Origin of the sequence: Croceicoccus marinus (assembly GCF_001661675.2) — a bacterium.
Classification (GTDB): domain Bacteria; phylum Pseudomonadota; class Alphaproteobacteria; order Sphingomonadales; family Sphingomonadaceae; genus Croceicoccus; species Croceicoccus marinus.
The window spans coordinates 367860-385003 of record NZ_CP019602.1 but is presented as its reverse complement, the minus strand read 5'-3'; the positions used below and the strand labels follow the sequence as shown (position 1 = coordinate 385003).

The 17144-nt window shown below is 63.7% G+C and carries 15 protein-coding genes and 1 tRNA gene; 7 read left to right on the top strand and 9 right to left on the bottom strand.

Annotated elements, in window-relative coordinates:
- Positions 1-50: 50 nt before the first annotated feature.
- Together A9D14_RS01930 and A9D14_RS01925 are read right to left on the bottom strand one after the other, a co-directional pair.
- Positions 51-707: a histidine phosphotransferase family protein gene (locus A9D14_RS01930; RefSeq protein ID WP_066842484.1), complete on the bottom strand. Its 657-nt coding sequence runs from the start codon at positions 705-707 to the stop codon at positions 51-53.
- Between the two features lie 110 nt (positions 708-817).
- Positions 818-1225, bottom strand: a complete 408-nt coding sequence (locus tag A9D14_RS01925; protein WP_332459776.1) for a M67 family metallopeptidase — start codon at positions 1223-1225, stop codon at positions 818-820.
- Positions 1226-1239: 14 nt separating this feature from the next.
- On the opposite strand from A9D14_RS01925, the gene A9D14_RS01920 reads away from it, so the two are divergent.
- From A9D14_RS01920 to mtgA, 3 genes are all read left to right on the top strand, one after another.
- Positions 1240-2229: an RluA family pseudouridine synthase gene (locus A9D14_RS01920; RefSeq protein WP_066842482.1), complete on the top strand. Its 990-nt coding sequence runs from the start codon at positions 1240-1242 to the stop codon at positions 2227-2229.
- A gap of 115 nt (positions 2230-2344) precedes the next feature.
- Entirely contained in the window at positions 2345-3244 is a 900-nt protein-coding gene (gene rpoH / locus A9D14_RS01915) for an RNA polymerase sigma factor RpoH (protein ID WP_083987534.1), read from the top strand.
- A 149-nt stretch (positions 3245-3393) separates the two neighbouring features.
- Entirely contained in the window at positions 3394-4065 is a 672-nt protein-coding gene (gene mtgA / locus A9D14_RS01910; protein WP_066842480.1) for a monofunctional biosynthetic peptidoglycan transglycosylase, read from the top strand.
- Positions 4066-4146: 81 nt separating this feature from the next.
- On the opposite strand, the gene A9D14_RS01905 is transcribed toward mtgA, so the two are convergent.
- Positions 4147-6702 (bottom strand): TonB-dependent receptor, encoded by a 2556-nt coding sequence (locus A9D14_RS01905; RefSeq protein WP_066842478.1) that lies wholly within the window; start codon positions 6700-6702, stop codon positions 4147-4149.
- A 300-nt stretch (positions 6703-7002) separates the two neighbouring features.
- On the opposite strand from A9D14_RS01905, the gene A9D14_RS01900 reads away from it, so the two are divergent.
- Entirely contained in the window at positions 7003-7962 is a 960-nt protein-coding gene (locus A9D14_RS01900; protein ID WP_066842476.1) for a cation diffusion facilitator family transporter, read from the top strand.
- A gap of 71 nt (positions 7963-8033) precedes the next feature.
- Here the strand turns inward: A9D14_RS01900 and clpX are convergent, their stop codons facing one another.
- The 4 genes from clpX to A9D14_RS01880 all read right to left on the bottom strand — a co-directional run bounded on the left by clpX (position 8034) and on the right by A9D14_RS01880 (position 12282).
- Entirely contained in the window at positions 8034-9290 is a 1257-nt protein-coding gene (clpX, locus tag A9D14_RS01895; protein WP_066842474.1) for an ATP-dependent Clp protease ATP-binding subunit ClpX, read from the bottom strand.
- A 306-nt stretch (positions 9291-9596) separates the two neighbouring features.
- The gene (gene clpP, locus A9D14_RS01890) at positions 9597-10241 is read right to left on the bottom strand and encodes an ATP-dependent Clp endopeptidase proteolytic subunit ClpP (RefSeq protein ID WP_066842472.1); all 645 of its coding nucleotides are present in this window, start codon (positions 10239-10241) and stop codon (positions 9597-9599) included.
- 227 nt (positions 10242-10468) lie between these two features.
- Positions 10469-12115 (bottom strand): trigger factor, encoded by a 1647-nt coding sequence (gene tig / locus A9D14_RS01885; protein WP_066842470.1) that lies wholly within the window; start codon positions 12113-12115, stop codon positions 10469-10471.
- Between the two features lie 82 nt (positions 12116-12197).
- Positions 12198-12282, bottom strand: a tRNA-Leu gene (locus A9D14_RS01880).
- 136 nt (positions 12283-12418) lie between these two features.
- Here A9D14_RS01880 and A9D14_RS01875 point away from each other — a divergent pair.
- On the top strand, positions 12419-12607 hold the full coding sequence (locus A9D14_RS01875; RefSeq protein WP_066847904.1) for a hypothetical protein: 189 nt from the start codon (positions 12419-12421) through the stop codon (positions 12605-12607).
- 19 nt (positions 12608-12626) lie between these two features.
- Here A9D14_RS01875 and sppA read toward each other — a convergent pair whose 3' ends face one another.
- Complete coding sequence (gene sppA / locus A9D14_RS01870; RefSeq protein ID WP_066842468.1) at positions 12627-14504, bottom strand: signal peptide peptidase SppA; 1878 nt, start codon at positions 14502-14504, stop codon at positions 12627-12629.
- Positions 14505-14678: 174 nt separating this feature from the next.
- On the opposite strand from sppA, the gene A9D14_RS01865 reads away from it, so the two are divergent.
- On the top strand, positions 14679-15701 hold the full coding sequence (locus tag A9D14_RS01865; protein WP_066842466.1) for an aspartate carbamoyltransferase catalytic subunit: 1023 nt from the start codon (positions 14679-14681) through the stop codon (positions 15699-15701).
- A complete protein-coding gene (locus A9D14_RS01860) occupies positions 15698-16933 on the top strand; it encodes a dihydroorotase (protein ID WP_066842464.1) in 1236 nt (411 codons plus the stop codon). Before A9D14_RS01865 ends, A9D14_RS01860 begins: the two co-directional genes overlap by 4 nt.
- On the opposite strand, the gene A9D14_RS01855 is transcribed toward A9D14_RS01860, so the two are convergent.
- Entirely contained in the window at positions 16930-17130 is a 201-nt protein-coding gene (locus tag A9D14_RS01855; RefSeq protein ID WP_066842462.1) for a hypothetical protein, read from the bottom strand. The two genes, A9D14_RS01860 and A9D14_RS01855, sit on opposite strands and share 4 nt — an antisense overlap.
- Positions 17131-17144: the final 14 nt, after the last annotated feature.

Below are 17144 nucleotides of genomic sequence, written 5' to 3'. Positions count from 1 at the left end.
ACGGGCAATCCCGGACCAGCGGCAGATCGTCGCCCGGCTTCGAAGCGCCCTCAGCCACGGGGCAGGATGGCGCCCAGCACCAGCGCGCCGCCGGTGGCTCCGTCCGGGGTCAGCGCATGCTGCACCCCGCCGCCGCAATCCTGCGCGATCAGCCGCACCAGCATGGCCGGGGCGGTATGGGCCGACAGATCGTTCATTTCGATCTCTCCCTCCAGCGAGCGGCCCACGTCCTTGTCGAACGCGATGCGCGTCCCCTCGGCCCGCACCGCGATCTCATAGGATTCGTCGCGCTCCTCCGCCGCAATCGCCAGCGTGCCGCCGCGCGGCAAGGCGTCGATCCCGATCAGCGCATAGTTCAAAAGCACCTTGGCCGCCGGTTTCGAAAGCTCTGCCGCCGACACGGCCCATTCGACGCTGATGTCGCGCCCCTCGGCTGCCTGCGCCTTGACCAATTCCTCGATCTCGGCCGCGGGAAGCTGGGAATCGAACCCGCCGGCAGCCCCGAAGGCCAGGCGGAAGAACCGCAGCCGGGTAGCCGTTCGCCGCGCGCCCTGCGCCAGCAGATCGATGCATTGCTCGCGCATCTTCGGATCGGTTTCGTCGACCAGCAGCTCGATCCCGTTCGCCATGCCGCCGACCGGCGACAACAGGTCGTGGCACAGGCGTGATGCGATCAGGCTGGTCAAATGGATGGAATCTGCAGTCATTACAGGCATTCAGCGCTTTCCGTCGTGAAGACCCGCCATAACCGCATCGGGCCCCGCAAGAAAGCGCCATGCCGGTGATTCCACCGGGATTAGCGTCTGGGGGTCCGGTTTCAGGGCAGTTCCGGCAGAATTTGCGGGCAAAGGCGCGCAAAACCGTCCTCTTCGCTGACGAACCAGCCGATTTCGCCGGCGGGCGTGGCGATGGCCCAGACCCGCCCGTCGCGCGCAGCCTGCGCCTGATCGGTGGCAGACGGCTCGGGCAAGCCAGAGGGATGGGAATGGAAATAGCCGATCAGCTGCTGGCCGCCTGCCCTTTCCGCCTTGTGCGCAGCGATCAGCGCGGCCGGGTCGATCTCGAAATGACGCAGCGGATCGGGGGCGACATTGACGGTTTCGCTCAACGCGTCGATCCGCGAACCCCGACCCAGCAGCAGGCCGCAAGCCTCCCGCGGCGCAGCACGGCTGGCGGAAGCGGCGATGGCATCGACGACGGTTCTTGTCACGGTCAGAAACGGCACCCATCTTCCCTAGCATGGGGGACAGGACAATCGCCATCGATGATGCCGACGAGGACGACGGCGCGCAGCTGATCGAGGGAATGGTCCAGCCAGGGGAACGGCTGGACAAGGCGCTCAGCCACGCCAGCGGCCTGTCGCGCGAGCGGATCAAGGCGCTGATCGCGCAAGGCGCGGTGACGCTGGACGGCAAGGCGCTCTCCTCGGGATCGGCAAAGACGGTCGGCGAAACGCCCTTCGCGATCGCGGTCCCCGCCCCCACCCCGGCAGAGGCCGTGCCGCAGGACATTCCCCTGATCATCGTGTTCGAGGACGAGCATCTGATCGTGATCGATAAGCCGGCGGGAATGGTGGTACACCCCGCCGCCGGCAATCCGGATGGCACGCTGGTCAATGCGCTGCTGCATCACTGCGCGGGTCAATTGTCGGGCATTGGCGGCGTGGCGCGGCCGGGCATCGTGCACCGCATCGACAAGGATACGTCCGGACTGATTGTGGCTGCAAAGTCCGATCTTGCGCATGAAGGGCTGGCTCGCCAGTTCGCCGATCACTCGATCGACCGCGCCTATCGCGCGGTGGTCAAGGGCAGGCCCATGCCGCCATCGGGAACGATCGAGGGGCGCATCGGCCGCAGCAGCAAGGACCGCAAGAAGATGGCGGTGCTGGACGGGGGCGACGAGCGCGGCAAGCACGCGATCACCCATTTCCGCACGCTCGAGGCGCTTCACGGCGCCGCGCTGGTCGAATGCACGCTGGAAACAGGCAGAACACACCAGATCCGCGTTCACATGTCGTCAATCGGTCATGCGCTATTGGGAGACCCTGTCTATGGGCGCTCCGATTCCCGATTTCGACCGATTCTCAATCGGCTATCCTTTCATCGCCAGGCCCTTCACGCGGCCATGCTGGGCTTCATCCACCCCGCCAGCGACGAAAGGATACAATTCTCCAGCGAGATTCCGCGCGACATGGCGGAACTGATCGAAGAACTCGCTCGTTCAAATTGAGAAATTAGGCGGGAAAACGCGGGGGAACGCGCCTAGAGTGAAGATGTGGTCATGGATTGGGGATGCCCACAAGGGGTCCCGCGAGTCTGACCGACGCAAGGAAAGGTTACAGGACGTGACGAATAGCAAACCAACCGTTCCGGCCCTAGGCGGCGAGCAAAGCCTCAACCGCTATCTGTCGGAAATCAAGAAATTCCCGGTGCTTACGGCTGAGCAGGAATACATGCTCGCCAAGCGCTATGCCGAGCATGAGGATCCCCAGGCCGCAGCCCAGCTGGTCACCAGCCATCTGCGACTCGTGGCCAAGATCGCCATGGGTTACCGCGGCTATGGCCTGCCCGTCTCCGACCTGATCTCCGAAGGCAATGTCGGATTGATGCAGGGCGTGAAGAAGTTCGAGCCCGATCGCGGCTTCCGCCTCGCCACCTACGCTATGTGGTGGATCAAGGCCTCGATTCAAGAGTTCATCCTGCGCTCGTGGTCGCTTGTGAAGATGGGCACCACCGCCGCGCAGAAGAAGCTATTCTTCAATCTGCGCCGCATGAAGAAGAACCTCGAGGCATACGAGGATTCGGATCTGCATCCGGACGACGTGGCCAAGATCGCAACCGACCTCGGCGTGCCCGAGCAGGAAGTGGTCAACATGAACCGCCGTATGATGATGGGCGGCGATGCCTCGCTGAACGTCTCGATGCGTGCGGACGAGGAAGGTTCTGGGCAGTGGCAGGACTGGCTGACCGACGACCGTCCTCTTCAGGACGAGACGGTTGCCGAAGCGGAAGAAAAGCAGGTTCGCCACGACATGCTGCTAGAAGCCATGGACGTGCTGAACGACCGCGAAAAGCATATCCTGACTGAGCGCCGCCTGACCGACGATCCGCAGACGCTGGAGGAACTGTCGCAGGTTTATGACGTCAGCCGCGAACGCATTCGCCAGATCGAGGTGCGCGCGTTCGAGAAGATCCAGAAGGCGATGCAGCGCATCGCCGGGGAGCGTACGCCGCAACTCGCCTGATCGATAATTGGAATGACGGCCGGGCTCACATTGTCCGGCCGTCATGCTGCGTTACTTCCTGAACAGCAGAGCGTTGCCAGCGGTGTTTCGGAGAGACGCCTCGTAACAGCCCCATTTTTTCGTACGTGATCCTGCGCTAAGACCGGCGCATGATCCGTCGTATCTTTCTCATTCTCTTCAAGCTGATCGCGCTTTTCGTGGTGCTCAGCCTTCTTCTGACTGTCGTTTATCGGTTCGTTCCGGTGCCCGTCACCGCGACGATGCTGATGGACGAAAACGGCATCACCAAGGATTGGGAGCCGCTGGAGGAGATCGATCCGAACCTGGTGCGCGCCGTCATCGGCGCCGAGGATTCCAAGTTCTGCTCTCACGACGGCTTCGATGCCGAGGCGATAGCCAGTGCGATGGCCCGCAACGCGCAGGGCGGCCGCATCCGCGGCGGGTCGACGATCAGCCAGCAAACCGCGAAGAACGTCTTCCTGTGGCAAGGGGGCGGTTATTTCCGCAAGGGGCTGGAAGCCTGGTTCACCTTCCTGATCGAACAGATCTGGGGCAAGCGCCGGATCATGGAAGTCTATCTCAATGTCGCGGAAACCGGCATCGGCACCTATGGCGCAGAGGCAGGGGCGCAGCGCTATTTCCAGCATTCCGCCGACACGCTCAGCCGCAGCGAGGCGGCGCGCATGGCTGCCGCCCTCCCCCTTCCCAAGGAGCGCTCGGTCGTGAACCCCGGCGGCTGGCTGCGGCGTCACGGCAATACCATTTCAGCGCGCATCAACGTGGTGGCGAACGAGGGGTTGGACGCCTGCATCTATCAGTAGTGCGCGGTTGCGACAGAAACGAAAAAGAGCGCGGAGGTACTCACCCCCGCGCTCGATTTCTTACGGCTTAGATCAAGATGATCAGTAGCCGATGATGATCGACAGGCTTCCCGCGCGCGGAGCGCCGATCTGTGCAAACGGGAAATCATTCAACGAGCCACCGAAGTAGCCGATGTAATACTCGTCGAAGATGTTGGTAATGTTCAACTGCAGCGCGACGTTACCCCCGGTTGCAAATTCCGCAATGTTGTAGCGAGCATCGAAATCAACCAGAGTGTAGGCCGGGGTGCGTTCGGTGTTGATGTCATTCACCCAGCGCTTGCCAGTACGCTTGACCTGCGCACCCAGTTCAAGATCGCCAAAAGCGATCTGGCCGCGAGCCCCGAAGGAATAGTTCGGTGCACCCGACTCTGCATTGCCGCCGGTGGGCAGTATGAACTGCTCGCCCAGATTATCGGCGGTGCAGCCGAACTCAGTATCCTCAACCTCGCCATCGCGATTCAGACCGCAGATGCCGCCAATAGTATCGGAATCGATATCCGAATCCTGGTACGAACCGAAGACATAGAGCAGCGTGTTCGCGGTCGGCTGGAATGCGATCGAACCGTCGATACCGTATTTGTCGACCCGGCCGAGATTGCGATACACGGTTTCACCATCGCCATTGTTCGCCGTTGGATCAAAAGCGGTGGCCAAGCGATCTTCGTACCGCGTGTACCAACCGGCGATCTGCGCGGTTATCCGCCCCTGCTGGAAACGCAAACCTGCATCGAAGTTGTCGGTCGTTTCCGGAACCGGACGCGCTACGGCTTCACCCAGATACAGCGAGTCATAAAGCGGATCGGTCCCAGGGACCGAAATGCCCTTCGAGTAGTTCGCAAACACCGAAGCTGCACCGGTCACGGCATAGGTGAAACCGACGCTCGGCAAGATATCGTCATATTTGTAAGTGCGCTCGAGAGGGCCGACATAGTTCGGATTAGCCGCTTCATAAGCGGTCAGATCCTGACCGGGCGCGGGGCAATCCACAAAACCGCTGGCCGAGGTCGTATAGCAGTTCTGGTTCAACTCTCGCGTGAAGAACGGCGCGCGGAGGCCGAGAACGGCAGTCAGGTCGCCAAAGCGGCCGCGATACTCGCCCGAGACCTGATGCAGGATTGCATAGGATAGACGGTCACGCTTGTTAACCTCATTACCTTCTACATCCAGCAACGGATTGTCGACGGCGAATACGTCGCTGATTTCGCCGTTGCGCAACATGTAGGTGATCTGTCCAGTCTGCCGGTGACGCGCACGGTCCCAAGTATAGGCGGCGCGCACGGTGTGGTCATTGCTGATGTCGTAGATCAGATTGGCCACGACGCCATAGCGATCAGTATGGGTCTGGCTGGGATCGTTGCCTGCAATGCGGTCGAGCAAGTCGCCATCACCGTTCAGGTCACGGCCGAAGTAGTATCCACCGTTGAATGCACCGGTATAGCCAACACTATCGACCGTGAAGAATGCTTCACGCGGATCGTCGGGGCCGCCACCGTTGGCCTTCACGTACTGGTAGCTCGGGTCGACTGTCAGAACAATCGAGTCGGTGAGCGTGAAGCGCGAGGAACCGCGGATGTTGCCCGTATCCGAAGGATTGTAACGACGATAGAACGGTTCGCCGCATTCGTTACTGTCGTCATAGCGTTCAGAAACGCCATTCACGCCGCCGCCCTGATAAACCAAACCGGGTTCGACGGTGCATGGATAACCCGCCTCGTCATCCTTGTCATAAAGGGTGAAACGCTCGCGCTTCGAGAAATCCCCGTCGTAATATCCCAGCAGATCGCCCAGGCTTTCGGAACCGGCAAAATTGTTGCGGTTGACGTTCCAGTGACCGGCGACCGAGACGAAGTCGCCGTTGCTGCCGATATCCTGGAAGATGCGGCCGTTTAGCTGGGTCTTCTCGATCTTTCCGTAAGGATTATAGGGGACGCCGTAGGTCAGGTAACTAGCCGAGAAGAAGGCCTTGGTACCCATGCCCGTGATGTCGCCGGTGTCGATCATCCCGAAACCGCGCATGTAGAGGCTGTCGCCATAGCTGCCTTCGGCCAGAACGTCACCGACCGTCATGGTGGTGGTGATCTTGAAGTCATCGCTGGGGACGCGCGTGCGAATATTGATCGTGCCGCCTGAAGCCGAAGCAGTCGGGCTGTCCACATCGGTTGCGCCCAGATTGACGCTCACGGTCTCCAGAACTTCGGAGTCGACCTGCTGGTTTGTATACAGGTCATAGCCGCCCGAGTCGTTCAGCGGCACACCGTCCAGGGTCTGTGAAACACGATTCGCGCCGAAGCCGCGAATAGTGAAGCCGCCGCCCGAGGAGCCCCAGGGATCATTGTTCTGGAAGCTGACGCCCGGGACCAGATTAATGATGTCGTTGACTGTCTGGCCGGGCCGCTGACGACGGATGATCTCCTCGTTCAGCACCTGCTTGGCCTTGGGGGTGTCGGGAATCTCAACACCGCCGACATCGCTTGAAAGCGCGCCGGTGACGATGATCTCGTCCTCGAAGTCGATCGAACCGGTCGACTGGGCGTGGGCGGCGGCGGGCACGGCGATGGCGACGATCGCCGTGCTGCGCAGAAGAAATTTCTTCATGGCTGAACTGGGTCCCTGAGTGAAGTTCGTATGGCATGGTGCGGCAGGACTGCGACCTTGCTGCGCTGCGCCATAAGCTGACATACATGACGAGCAAGTGACAATGGAGCCGCCTAAGTTCGCCCGAATGCTCCCATTTCACTGTAAGATCGGTCTTTTCCTTGATTTTCAAGGCTTGCCGCCATGAGGCGAACGGAGCTCTGGGGGGAGCCGAACCGAAATTCATGATGCATTGCGGCATTTCTGCAACGCCCCGGCGAGGGGTCTTTTCCCGCGCGTGACAGCCGCTACAAGGGTGTGATGGGACTTGGACACCAGCACTCACCCGCAGCCACGCAGGATCGTCATTCCGGCCATTCGCATGATCACGGGCACAGCCATGCGCCCGAGAGTTTCGACCGGGCCTTCGCGATCGGTATCGTGCTCAACACCGGCTTTGTCATCATCGAGGCCGGGGCGGGATTCTGGTATGGCTCGATGGCGCTGGTGGCCGATGCAGGGCACAATCTGTCCGACGTATTGTCGCTGCTGATCGCTTGGGCAGCCAGCGCCGCAGCCCGCAGGCCTCCGTCCGAACGCTTTACCTATGGGCTGAAATCAAGCTCGATCCTGGCGGCCATGGCGAATGCGGCCCTGTTGCTGGTGGCGCTGGGCGCTATCGCGATCGAAACCTTTCGCCGCCTTTTCGATCCGGCCCCGGTAGAACCGGGCGCGATCATGATCGTGGCGGGAATCGGGATCGTCATCAATACGGCCACCGCTCTGATGTTCGTGCGCGGGCGCAAGCAGGATCTCAACATCAGGGGCGCCTATCTGCACATGGCGGCCGATGCAGCCGTGTCGGCCGGTGTCGTCATCGCTGGCTTGCTGATCGCGCTGACGGGCTGGCAGTGGGTCGATCCGGTGGCGGGGCTGGTCATCGTCGCGATCATTGCGGTCGGCACCTGGGGCCTGTTGAAGGACAGCGTGAAGATGGCGCTGCTGGCCGTTCCCGACAGCATCGACATGCCCCGCGTGCGCGAGTTCCTTGCCGGGCTTCCCGGCGTGGCGGCGGTGCACGATCTGCACATTTGGCCCATGAGCACGACCGAGACAGCGCTGACCGCCCATCTGGTAATGCCGGAGGGTCATCCGGGGGACATCTTCCTGCACGACCTGGCGCACCGCCTGGACCACGATTTCGGCATCCACCACTCGACGCTGCAGGTCGAGCTTTCGCCCGACGCGGGCTGCGCGCTGGAACGCGCCGACACCGTCTAGTCACCCGGACATAAAGAAAGGGCCGGGAGCAGCGCCCCCGGCCCTTGTTGAATTGCTTATCCGGACCGCTATCAGGCGGCGGCTTCCTTGCCCTTCAGGACCTGCACCGGTTCCTTGCGCCCTTCGACCACGTCCTTGTCGACCACGATCTCGGACACGCCTTCCAGCGTGGGCAGATCGAACATGGTATCGAGCAGGATCGCCTCTACGATCGAGCGCAGCCCGCGTGCGCCGGTCTTGCGCTTGATCGCCTTGCCGGCGATCGCCTGAAGCGCATCGGCGGTGAAGGTCAGTTGCACGTCTTCCAGCTCGAACAGCTTCTGGTACTGCTTGACCAGCGCGTTCTTGGGCTCTTCCAGGATCTTGACCAGCGCCTCGACGTCGAGGTCTTCCAGCGTGGCGATGACGGGCAGACGACCCACGAATTCGGGGATCAGCCCGAATTTCAGCAGATCTTCCGGTTCCGCCTTCGACAGAAGCTCGCCCACCTTGCGCTTTTCCGGGTCGGACACATGCGCGCCGAAACCGATCGAACGCTTCTGCAAGCGGTCCGAGATCAGCTTCTCGAGCCCCGCGAACGCGCCGCCGCAGATGAACAGGATGTTCGTGGTGTCGACCTGCAGGAATTCCTGCTGCGGGTGCTTGCGGCCGCCCTGCGGCGGAACGCTGGCGGTCGTGCCCTCCATCAGCTTGAGCAGCGCCTGCTGCACGCCCTCGCCCGAAACGTCGCGCGTGATCGACGGGTTCTCGGCCTTGCGCGTGATCTTGTCGATCTCGTCGATATAGACGATGCCGTGCTGCGCCTTCTCGACATTGTAGTCGGACGACTGCAGCAGCTTGAGGATGATGTTCTCCACGTCCTCGCCCACGTAACCAGCTTCGGTCAGCGTGGTGGCGTCGGCCATGGTGAACGGCACGTCGAAAGTGCGCGCCAGCGTCTGGGCGAGCAGCGTCTTGCCCGAACCGGTGGGGCCCACCAGCAGGATGTTCGACTTGGCCAGTTCCACTTCGCTCGACTTGCCCGAATGACGCAGCCGCTTGTAATGGTTGTGCACCGCGACCGAGAGTACGCGCTTCGCCCGATCCTGACCGATCACGTAATCGTTCAGGGTCTGGAAGATCTCGATCGGGGGAGGAACGCCGGCGTCCTTCTTGCCCGCGATGCCGGCCTTTGTCTCCTCGCGGATGATGTCGTTGCACAGCTCGACACATTCATCGCAGATGAAAACGGTAGGTCCGGCGATCAGCTTGCGCACCTCGTGCTGCGACTTCCCGCAGAAGCTGCAGTACAGGGTGCTCTTGCTGTCCGATCCGCTAACTTTGGTCATAATTGTCTCGTAAAGCGCCCGCAGAATCGGGCCATCCTCAAATTTACGCGGCTGTCACAGAGAATCAACCGCGGGCAGGTCAGCTTCCTGGCATACAGTGTATAAATGCAACGCCCTGTATATCCGATTAAAAGATAGGCACATCCGCTTGAAGGATACAGCGGCATCGACGCGATGACCATGCTTCAAGCTGATGACAGCGACTGACCCTTTGGAGCCATAGGCCCCGATGAACCGCTGCATCAGGACGGATCGGCGGACTTTTCGCAGCCCACCGGCCCGGATCCCGAACGTCCCGACCCGCAATCAGCCTTCGCTGGCTGCCGCATCGGCGCGCGACACGAAGACCTTGTCGACGATGCCGAATTCGCGCGCTTCCTCCGCTTCGAGGAAGGTGTCGCGGTCCATCGCCCGCTCGATCTCCTCAAGCTGCTTGCCGGTATACTTGACGTACAGCTCGTTCATCCGGCGGCGGATGCGCAGGATCTCGCGTGCCTGGATCTCGATGTCCGAGGCCATGCCCTGCGCGCCGCCTGAGGGCTGGTGCACCATGATGCGCGCGCTGGGAAGCGCGATGCGCATGCCCGGTTCGCCCGCGGCCAGCAGGAAGCTGCCCATGGACGCCGCCTGGCCGATGCAGACGGTCGACACGCGCGGCTTGATGTACTGCATCGTGTCATGGATCGCCATGCCCGCCGTGACGACGCCGCCCGGCGAGTTGATGTACATCGAGATGTCCTTGGTGCTGTCTTCCGATTCCAGGAAGAGCAACTGCGCCACGATCAACGATGCCATGTGGTCCTCGACCTGTCCGGTCACGAAGACGATGCGTTCGCGCAGCAGGCGCGAGAAAATGTCGAAGCTGCGTTCGCCGCGGCTGGTCTGTTCGACGACCACGGGCACGAGCGCGCCGGTTTCGGGGTCGATACGCATGTTCCCGATACTGTTCATGAAATCCTCTGTGCAATCTGGAACGCCTATGTCGGGCTTGCCCGACGGTTGTTCAACCCCGTTTGCCCCGCCCTCCACGGACCTTTGCGTTCGATGTCCTTACCGATGCCTAAACAGCCCCCTCGGACCATTCGCACAATCCAGCATGCCTGGCCGGCAATTGCCGGAAAGAAAAGGGCCGCAAGGCTTGCGCCCGCGGCCCTTTCGATCGCTGTCGACCGGATCGCTTATTCGGCGTCGGCTTTCTTGGCGGATGTCTTCTTGGCAGCAGCCTTCTTGGCAGGCGCCTTCTTGGCGGCAGGCTTGTCGTCTGCCTCGCCCTCGTCGTCCGCCTTGGCAGCGGCCTTCTTGGCCGGAGCCTTCCTGGCTGCGGGCTTTGCGTCCGCATCGTCTTCGGCGGTGTCGTCAGCCTTCTTCTTGGCGGGGGCCTTCTTGGCCGCCGGCTTGGCTTCCGCCTCGTCCTCGACCGCGTCGTCAGCCTTCTTCTTGGCTGCGGGCTTCTTGGCCGCGGCCTTCTTGGCGGGCTTCGCTTCGGCTTCGGCTCCTTCCTCCGCCTCGATCGCGGCCTGCAGTTCCTCGCGCGTCACTTCGCGCTCGGTCACTTCGGCCTTGTCGAACAGGAAGTCGACGACCTTGTCCTCGTACAGCGGGGCGCGCAGCTGGGCCGCGGCCATCGGTTCCGAACGGACATATTCCATGAAACGCTGGCGATCTTCGGGGCGGTACTGCTGCGCCGCCTGCTGGACCAGCATCTGCATTTCCTGGCTCGACACTTCGACGCCGTTGGCCTGGCCGATTTCCGACAGCAGCAGGCCCAGGCGCACGCGGCGCTCGGCGATCTTGCGATAGTCGTCCTTCTCGGCCTCGATCTCCTTCATCGCGGCTTCGGGATCTTCCTCGTGGCTGGCTTCGTGCTGAAGCTGCTGCCAGATCTGCTCGAACTCGGCATCGACCATCTGGCCGGGGACCGGGAAATCGTGACCGGCGGCCAGCGCGTCGAGAAGCTGGCGCTTCATCTGCGTGCGGGTCAGGCCGGCGGTTTCCTGCTCCAGCTGCGCCTTGAGCAGTTCCTTGAGCTTGTCGAGACCTTCGAGCCCCAGCGACTTGGCGAACTCGTCGTCAATCTTGGTCTCGCCCGGGACCTTCACCGCCTTTACGGTGATGTCGAACTGGGCTTCCTTGCCGGCGAGATGCGCGGCGGGATAATCCTCGGGGAAGGTGACCGTGATGGTCTTTTCCTCGCCAGTCTTCACGCCGGTGAGCTGCTCCTCGAAACCGGGGATGAAGCGGCCCGCGCCGATTTCCAGCGGGGCGTCCTCGGCCTTGCCGCCTTCGAATTCCTCGCCGTCGAGCTTGCCGACGAAATCGATGATCAGCTGGTCGCCTTCACCTGCCTTGTGGGTCTTCTTGGCGTCCTCGAAGCTCTTCTGGCCCTCGGCGAACTTGGCAACTGCCTCGTCCACGGCTTCGTCGCTGACGGGAACGACCAGGCGTTCCAGCTTCAGGTCGTCGGTCTTGGGGGTGTCGATCGCGGGCAGGATTTCCAGCTCGATCGCGACCTCGGCGTCCTTGCCTTCCTCATAGTCTTCGCCAAGCGAGACTGCGGGCTGCATCGCGGGGCGCAGCTTGTGCTCGGCCATCACCTTGTCGACGCTTTCGCGCACGGTCTTGTTCAGCACGTCGGCGTGGATCGCCTCGCCATGCATCTTCCTGACCAGGTTCGCGGGCACCTTGCCGGGGCGGAAGCCGGGCATGCGGACCTGCGGCGCGATCTTCTTGATCTCGGCGCTGACCTTGTCGGCGATCTCGCCGGCGGGGATCTTGACGGTATATGCGCGGGCAAGCCCGTCGTTCTTGGTTTCGGAAATCTGCATGATGTCTCTTTCAGGCGTCGCTGTATTGCGTTCTCTGGGAGCCGCACGGACAACAAAGGGCCGCGATAATGCGCGGCGAGCCTGGTGCGGGCGAAGGGACTCGAACCCCCACATCTTGCGATACCAGAACCTAAATCTGGCGCGTCTACCAGTTCCGCCACGCCCGCGTTGCCCTGTGCCGACCAGCGGACAGGATTTTCAGGCTCGCGGGCCTCTATCGGACAGGCGGCAAAAGAGCAAGCGCATTGGGGACCGGCGCGGATGTCCCGTGGATCGTTCGCGCTTTTGGCGCGTTCCAAAGCCATGGCTACGCAACCCAACATCCCCTCGCCCGATACGATCGAACCCGCGGCTCCGCCCGAGGCGCCAGTGACGCCTTCGCCAAACGAAGCGCCCGGCGAACCCGCGCGCCCCGACGAGTTCGAGACGCCGACCCCCGACTACGACAATCCGGACCCGGTGCTGCCCGAAACACCGATGCCGCCAGACTGATCGGCGCAGCCTGCGAGGCTCAGAGCCCCAACCGGTCAAGCAGGACCCGCAAAGCCGCGGGCCTGGCGTTTTCTGCGCCCGAAACCGGCGGCGGACAGCCCAGGCATCGCGCCTGGATGCGCGGCCGATCGAGCAATTGCACCAGATCGGCCAGTGAGCGTCCCGCGACCAGATCGCGCCGCGCCATCATCACCGCCAGCATGTCGCCCTCCTCCACCGTTTCTTCTGGCGCCGTCATCGACTGCAAAAAGGCGGTGAAGGGATCTGGCTCGTCCTGAAGGTAGCGGGCGTGCCAGTCGCCTGCGCCCAGCCCTGCAAGCTGCGCCGCATGAACCAGCGCTTCGTCGAGATTGCCGAAGCGGTCGACCAGCCCCACCTGCCGCGCCGGGCCGCCTGCCCAGATGCGCCCACCGGCGATATCGGTGCGCAGCCGCGCCCGGCTGATGTCGCGGCTTTCCGATACCAGTCCCAGGAACAAATCATAGCTGTGCTCGACCTGCGACTGCAGGATCGCGTCCATCTCGGGCGTGAAACCGCCCAGCAGGTCGGGCTGGCCCGCAAGCGGGCTCGTCCGGATCGAATCGGTGGTCACGCCCCATTCGGGCAGAGCGTTCTCGACGCTCGGCACGGCCAGGAATACGCCGATCGAGCCGGTTATGGTCGACGGATCGGCGAAGATCGCATCGCCCGGCGTCGCCACATAATATCCGCCGCTGGCCGCGACATTGGCCATCGACACCACGACCGGAATGCCGCGCGCCTTGTGGCGCAGGATCGCCTGCCGGATCCGCTCCGACGCCGTGACCGATCCACCCGGCGAATCGACGCGCACCACCAGCGCGGCCAGATCGTCCTGCAGTGCCTCGTCCAGCAGGGCGGCGATGCGGTCGCCGCCGGCGGTGCCGGGCCCGGCCTCGCCGTCGACGATGCTGCCCGCGACCGTGACCACGCCGATCGCCCGCCCGTCCTGCGGCGGCGCTACCGCCTCGACCCAGTCGCGATAGGAGGTGTGGGCAAAGCTGCGCGGCTCGTCGGGCAGGTTGGGGTCGTTGCCGACCAGTTCGGCGACGCGCAGCGAGAAATCCTCATAGCTGCCGATCCGGTCGGCCAGCCCCGTATTGACAGCCGCCAGCGCCCCATTGCCGTTCGCCGCGCGGATCGGGGCGACGGGGTCCATCGCCACCTGCCGCACCTGCGCCTGGGGGCGGGCCCTCCTCACGCCGTCGAGCCAGTTTTCCCACAGATTGCCATAGGTCCCCTCGATGTCACTGCGTGCGGCACCGGAAAATCCGCTCAGCGTATAGGGCTCGACCGCGCTCTTGTATTCGCCCGTGCGATAGACGTGAACGTTGATCTTCAGCCGCTCGGCGATCTGCCCGAAGAACAGATAGGTGCCCCCCGGTCCCGCCACGGGCGCGCCGCCCAGCGGATCGACCCATATCTCGCTGGCATGGGCGGCCAGCTGCATGCTGTCGCCGGTATAGGCGATGGCATGGGTGAGCACCGGCTTGTCCGCGGCGCGCACCTTGTCGATCGCCTTGCCGATCTCTTCCATGTGGACCTGCCCGCCCCCAAGGAAATAGTCGAGGTCGAGCACCACCGCCTTGACCCGCTCGTCGGTTGCCGCCCCCTCGATCGCGCGAACCACATCGCGGGCGCGGTGTTCCTGGATCGGCGTGCTGGTCGACAGGACCATGGCGAACGGATCGGTCGGCGCGGGCTCTTCCACAACCACGCCGTCCAGCGCGACCAGCAGCGCGCCATCCTCGACCACGGCGGCCACCGGGCGAAAGGTCAGCACGGCATAGAGCGCACCGAAGAACAGCAGCAAAAGCAGCAGGACAAGCCCGTCCTTGATGGCGACCAGCAGCTTCCAGACCTTGCGCGCGAACGCCATGATGAACTTCCTTCCTGCGCGGGCCAAGATCGCCCGGCATTTGCGCGCTAGTTAAGGCGGGGCGGCCAATGTCGCAAATGCGAAACGCGTGCCGGACCGAAGGGGGGGCTTTGCACGGCGCGCGCCATCGGCCTTGCCGGAACGCGAAAGGCCATTTAGACGCCCGGTCTCAAGATGAGCGATGCACCAAACCCCTCCTCCACCCGCTATCCCGCCGGTGGCGACGCGTTTCCGCACAAGGACCTGATCGGCATCGCGCCGCTGGCTCCTTGGGAAATCCATTATCTGCTGGATGAGGCGGAGCAATGGGTCGCACTCAATCGCCAGCCCGCGAAACATGCCGACGCGCTGGCGGGCCTGACCATCATCAACGCGTTCTTCGAAAATTCGACCCGCACGCTGCTGTCGTTCGAGATCGCGGGCAAAAGGCTGGGCGCCGACGTGGTCAACATGCACGCCGCGCAGTCCAGCGTGAAGAAGGGCGAGACGCTGATCGACACGGCGACAACGCTGAACGCCATGCGCGCCGATGCCATCGTGATCCGCCATTCGTCGTCCGGCGCGGTGCAACTGATCGCGGACAAGGTCGACTGCCCCGTGCTGAACGCGGGCGACGGGCAGCACGAACACCCGACGCAGGCGCTGCTCGACGCGCTGACCATGCGGTTCTGGCTGCGCAGCGACAGCTGTCCGCTCAGCGACGAATTCGCGAAGCTGAAGATCGCGATCTGCGGCGACATCATGCACAGCCGGGTGGCGCGATCGAACATATTGCTGCTGACGACATTGGGCGCCGAAGTGCGCGTCTGCGCCCCGCCCGCCCTGATGCCAGCGGCGATCGAGCATATGAAGGTCACGCCCTTCAGCGATTTCAATGCCGCCATCGACGGGGTCGACGTGGTGATGATGCTGCGCCTCCAGAACGAACGCATGGCAGGCCCCTTCATCCCCTCGGCCCGAGAGTATCGCCATCTGTTCGGCCTGACGCCCGAGCGGCTGAAGCGCGCCGCGCCGCATGCGCTGGTCATGCATCCCGGCCCGATGAACCGCGGGGTCGAGATCGATTCGTCGGTCGCAGACATGCTCGAACGCTCGGCCATCACCCGGCAGGTGGAGATGGGCGTGGCGCTGCGCATGGCCTGCCTGGACGTGGTGACGCGCCGCGCGCGCGGTGTCGAAGGGTGGAATTCGCTATGATCCCGCGCGAACCCCTGATCATCACGGGCGGAAAGTTGCTCACCGGCAGCGGCGCGCCTTCTGCCGGATCGATCCGCTGCGAAGGCGACCGCATCGTCGCGGCAGGCGAAGTCGAGGCACAGCCCGGCGACCGCACCCATGACGCCAGGGGCAAGATCGTCATGCCCGGCATCATCGACCTTGGCGTGTTCGAGATCGACAAGCCCGCGTTCCATTTCGGCGGCATCACCCGCGCCGCGCTGATGCCCGACCAGAACCCGCCGCTGGACTACCCGGCGCGAGTCCGTTTCGCCGCCAGCTATGGCAAGCCCGACCTGTGGGTCCATCCCATCGCCGCCGCGACGCGCGGACTGGCGGGCTCGGAACTGCCCGAGCTGGGACTGATGCAGGAAGCGGGCGCGCGCGCCGTGTCGTCGGGTCGCCAATGGCTGGGCGATTCGGGCATCATGCTGCGCATGATGCAATATGCCGCGATGCTCGGCCTGCCCGTCATCTCTCATGCCGAGGATGCCGGACTGACCGGCGGGGCCGTGGCGACCGCCGGCGAGATGGCGACCCGTCTCGGCCTGCCAAGCGCCCCTGCCGAAGCGGAATCGCTGGCCATCATGCGCGACATCGCGCTGGCCGAGATGGCAGGCGCTCATCTGCATATCCGGCAGGTGACGACCGCCGCGGGGCTCGACCTGGTCCGCGCGGCCAAGGCGCGCGGCGTGCGGCTGACCTGCGGCGTGACCCCCGCCTATTTCATGCTGTCGGATATCGCGACTGCGGGTTTCCTGACCTTTACCCGCCTTTCGCCGCCGCTGCGTAGCGAGGCGGACCGGCTGGCCGTACGCATCGCGCTGGCGGACGGCACGATCGACACCATCGCATCGGGCCACGACCCGCGCGGGCCAGAGGACAAGCGCCTGCCCTTCGTCGATGCCGCCCCCGGCATGGCGGGCGCGGAGACGCTGCTGCCGCTGACGCTCAGCCTGGTGCGCGACGGGGTGATCGACATGGCACGGATGTGCGAATTGCTATGCGTCAATCCCGCGCGCATCCTGGGGGTCGAGGCGGGGCGGCTGGAAGCGGGACTGGAAGCCGACATCGCGGTCATCGATCCCGACCGCCCATGGATCGTCGATTCGGATCGGATGGAAGCGCAGGCGGGCAACACCCCGTTCGACAAGCAGCCGGTGCAGGGCCGCGCCATTGCCCTGTTCAAGGGCGGCCAGAAGATCGAGGGCTAGCCGCCGCCTTCCGAGGCATCGCTCAGCGTTTCGCCGGGGCCGGGCACGGTCCAGATCGCGACATTGATCGCCAGCACCGCCGCGAGCACCAGCATCAGCGCACCCTGTTTCCGGTCGCCCCGGCGGAACGCGAAGAACGCCGCCACGGTCATCACCGCGGCGCAAAGCACCATCAGGGAAAGCGCGATATCGGCCATGCCGCCAGCGCATA

Excerpts from the sequence above, each read along its gene's own strand:
- A9D14_RS01930 (WP_066842484.1), bottom strand. The coding sequence starts at position 707 with ATGACTGCAGATTCCATCCATTTGACCAGCCTGATCGCATCACGCCTG.
- tig (WP_066842470.1), bottom strand. The coding sequence starts at position 12,115 with ATGCAGATTTCCGAAACCAAGAACGACGGGCTTGCCCGCGCATATACC.
- clpP (WP_066842472.1), bottom strand. The coding sequence starts at position 10,241 with ATGAACAGTATCGGGAACATGCGTATCGACCCCGAAACCGGCGCGCTC.
- A9D14_RS01855 (WP_066842462.1), bottom strand. The coding sequence starts at position 17,130 with ATGGCCGATATCGCGCTTTCCCTGATGGTGCTTTGCGCCGCGGTGATG.
- A9D14_RS01860 (WP_066842464.1), top strand. The coding sequence starts at position 15,698 with ATGATCCCGCGCGAACCCCTGATCATCACGGGCGGAAAGTTGCTCACC.
- A9D14_RS01875 (WP_066847904.1), top strand. The coding sequence starts at position 12,419 with ATGGCTACGCAACCCAACATCCCCTCGCCCGATACGATCGAACCCGCG.
- A9D14_RS01920 (WP_066842482.1), top strand. The coding sequence starts at position 1,240 with ATGGGGGACAGGACAATCGCCATCGATGATGCCGACGAGGACGACGGC.
- clpX (WP_066842474.1), bottom strand. The coding sequence starts at position 9,290 with ATGACCAAAGTTAGCGGATCGGACAGCAAGAGCACCCTGTACTGCAGC.
- mtgA (WP_066842480.1), top strand. The coding sequence starts at position 3,394 with ATGATCCGTCGTATCTTTCTCATTCTCTTCAAGCTGATCGCGCTTTTC.
- A9D14_RS01905 (WP_066842478.1), bottom strand. The coding sequence starts at position 6,702 with ATGAAGAAATTTCTTCTGCGCAGCACGGCGATCGTCGCCATCGCCGTG.
- A9D14_RS01865 (WP_066842466.1), top strand. The coding sequence starts at position 14,679 with ATGAGCGATGCACCAAACCCCTCCTCCACCCGCTATCCCGCCGGTGGC.
- sppA (WP_066842468.1), bottom strand. The coding sequence starts at position 14,504 with ATGGCGTTCGCGCGCAAGGTCTGGAAGCTGCTGGTCGCCATCAAGGAC.
- A9D14_RS01900 (WP_066842476.1), top strand. The coding sequence starts at position 7,003 with ATGGGACTTGGACACCAGCACTCACCCGCAGCCACGCAGGATCGTCAT.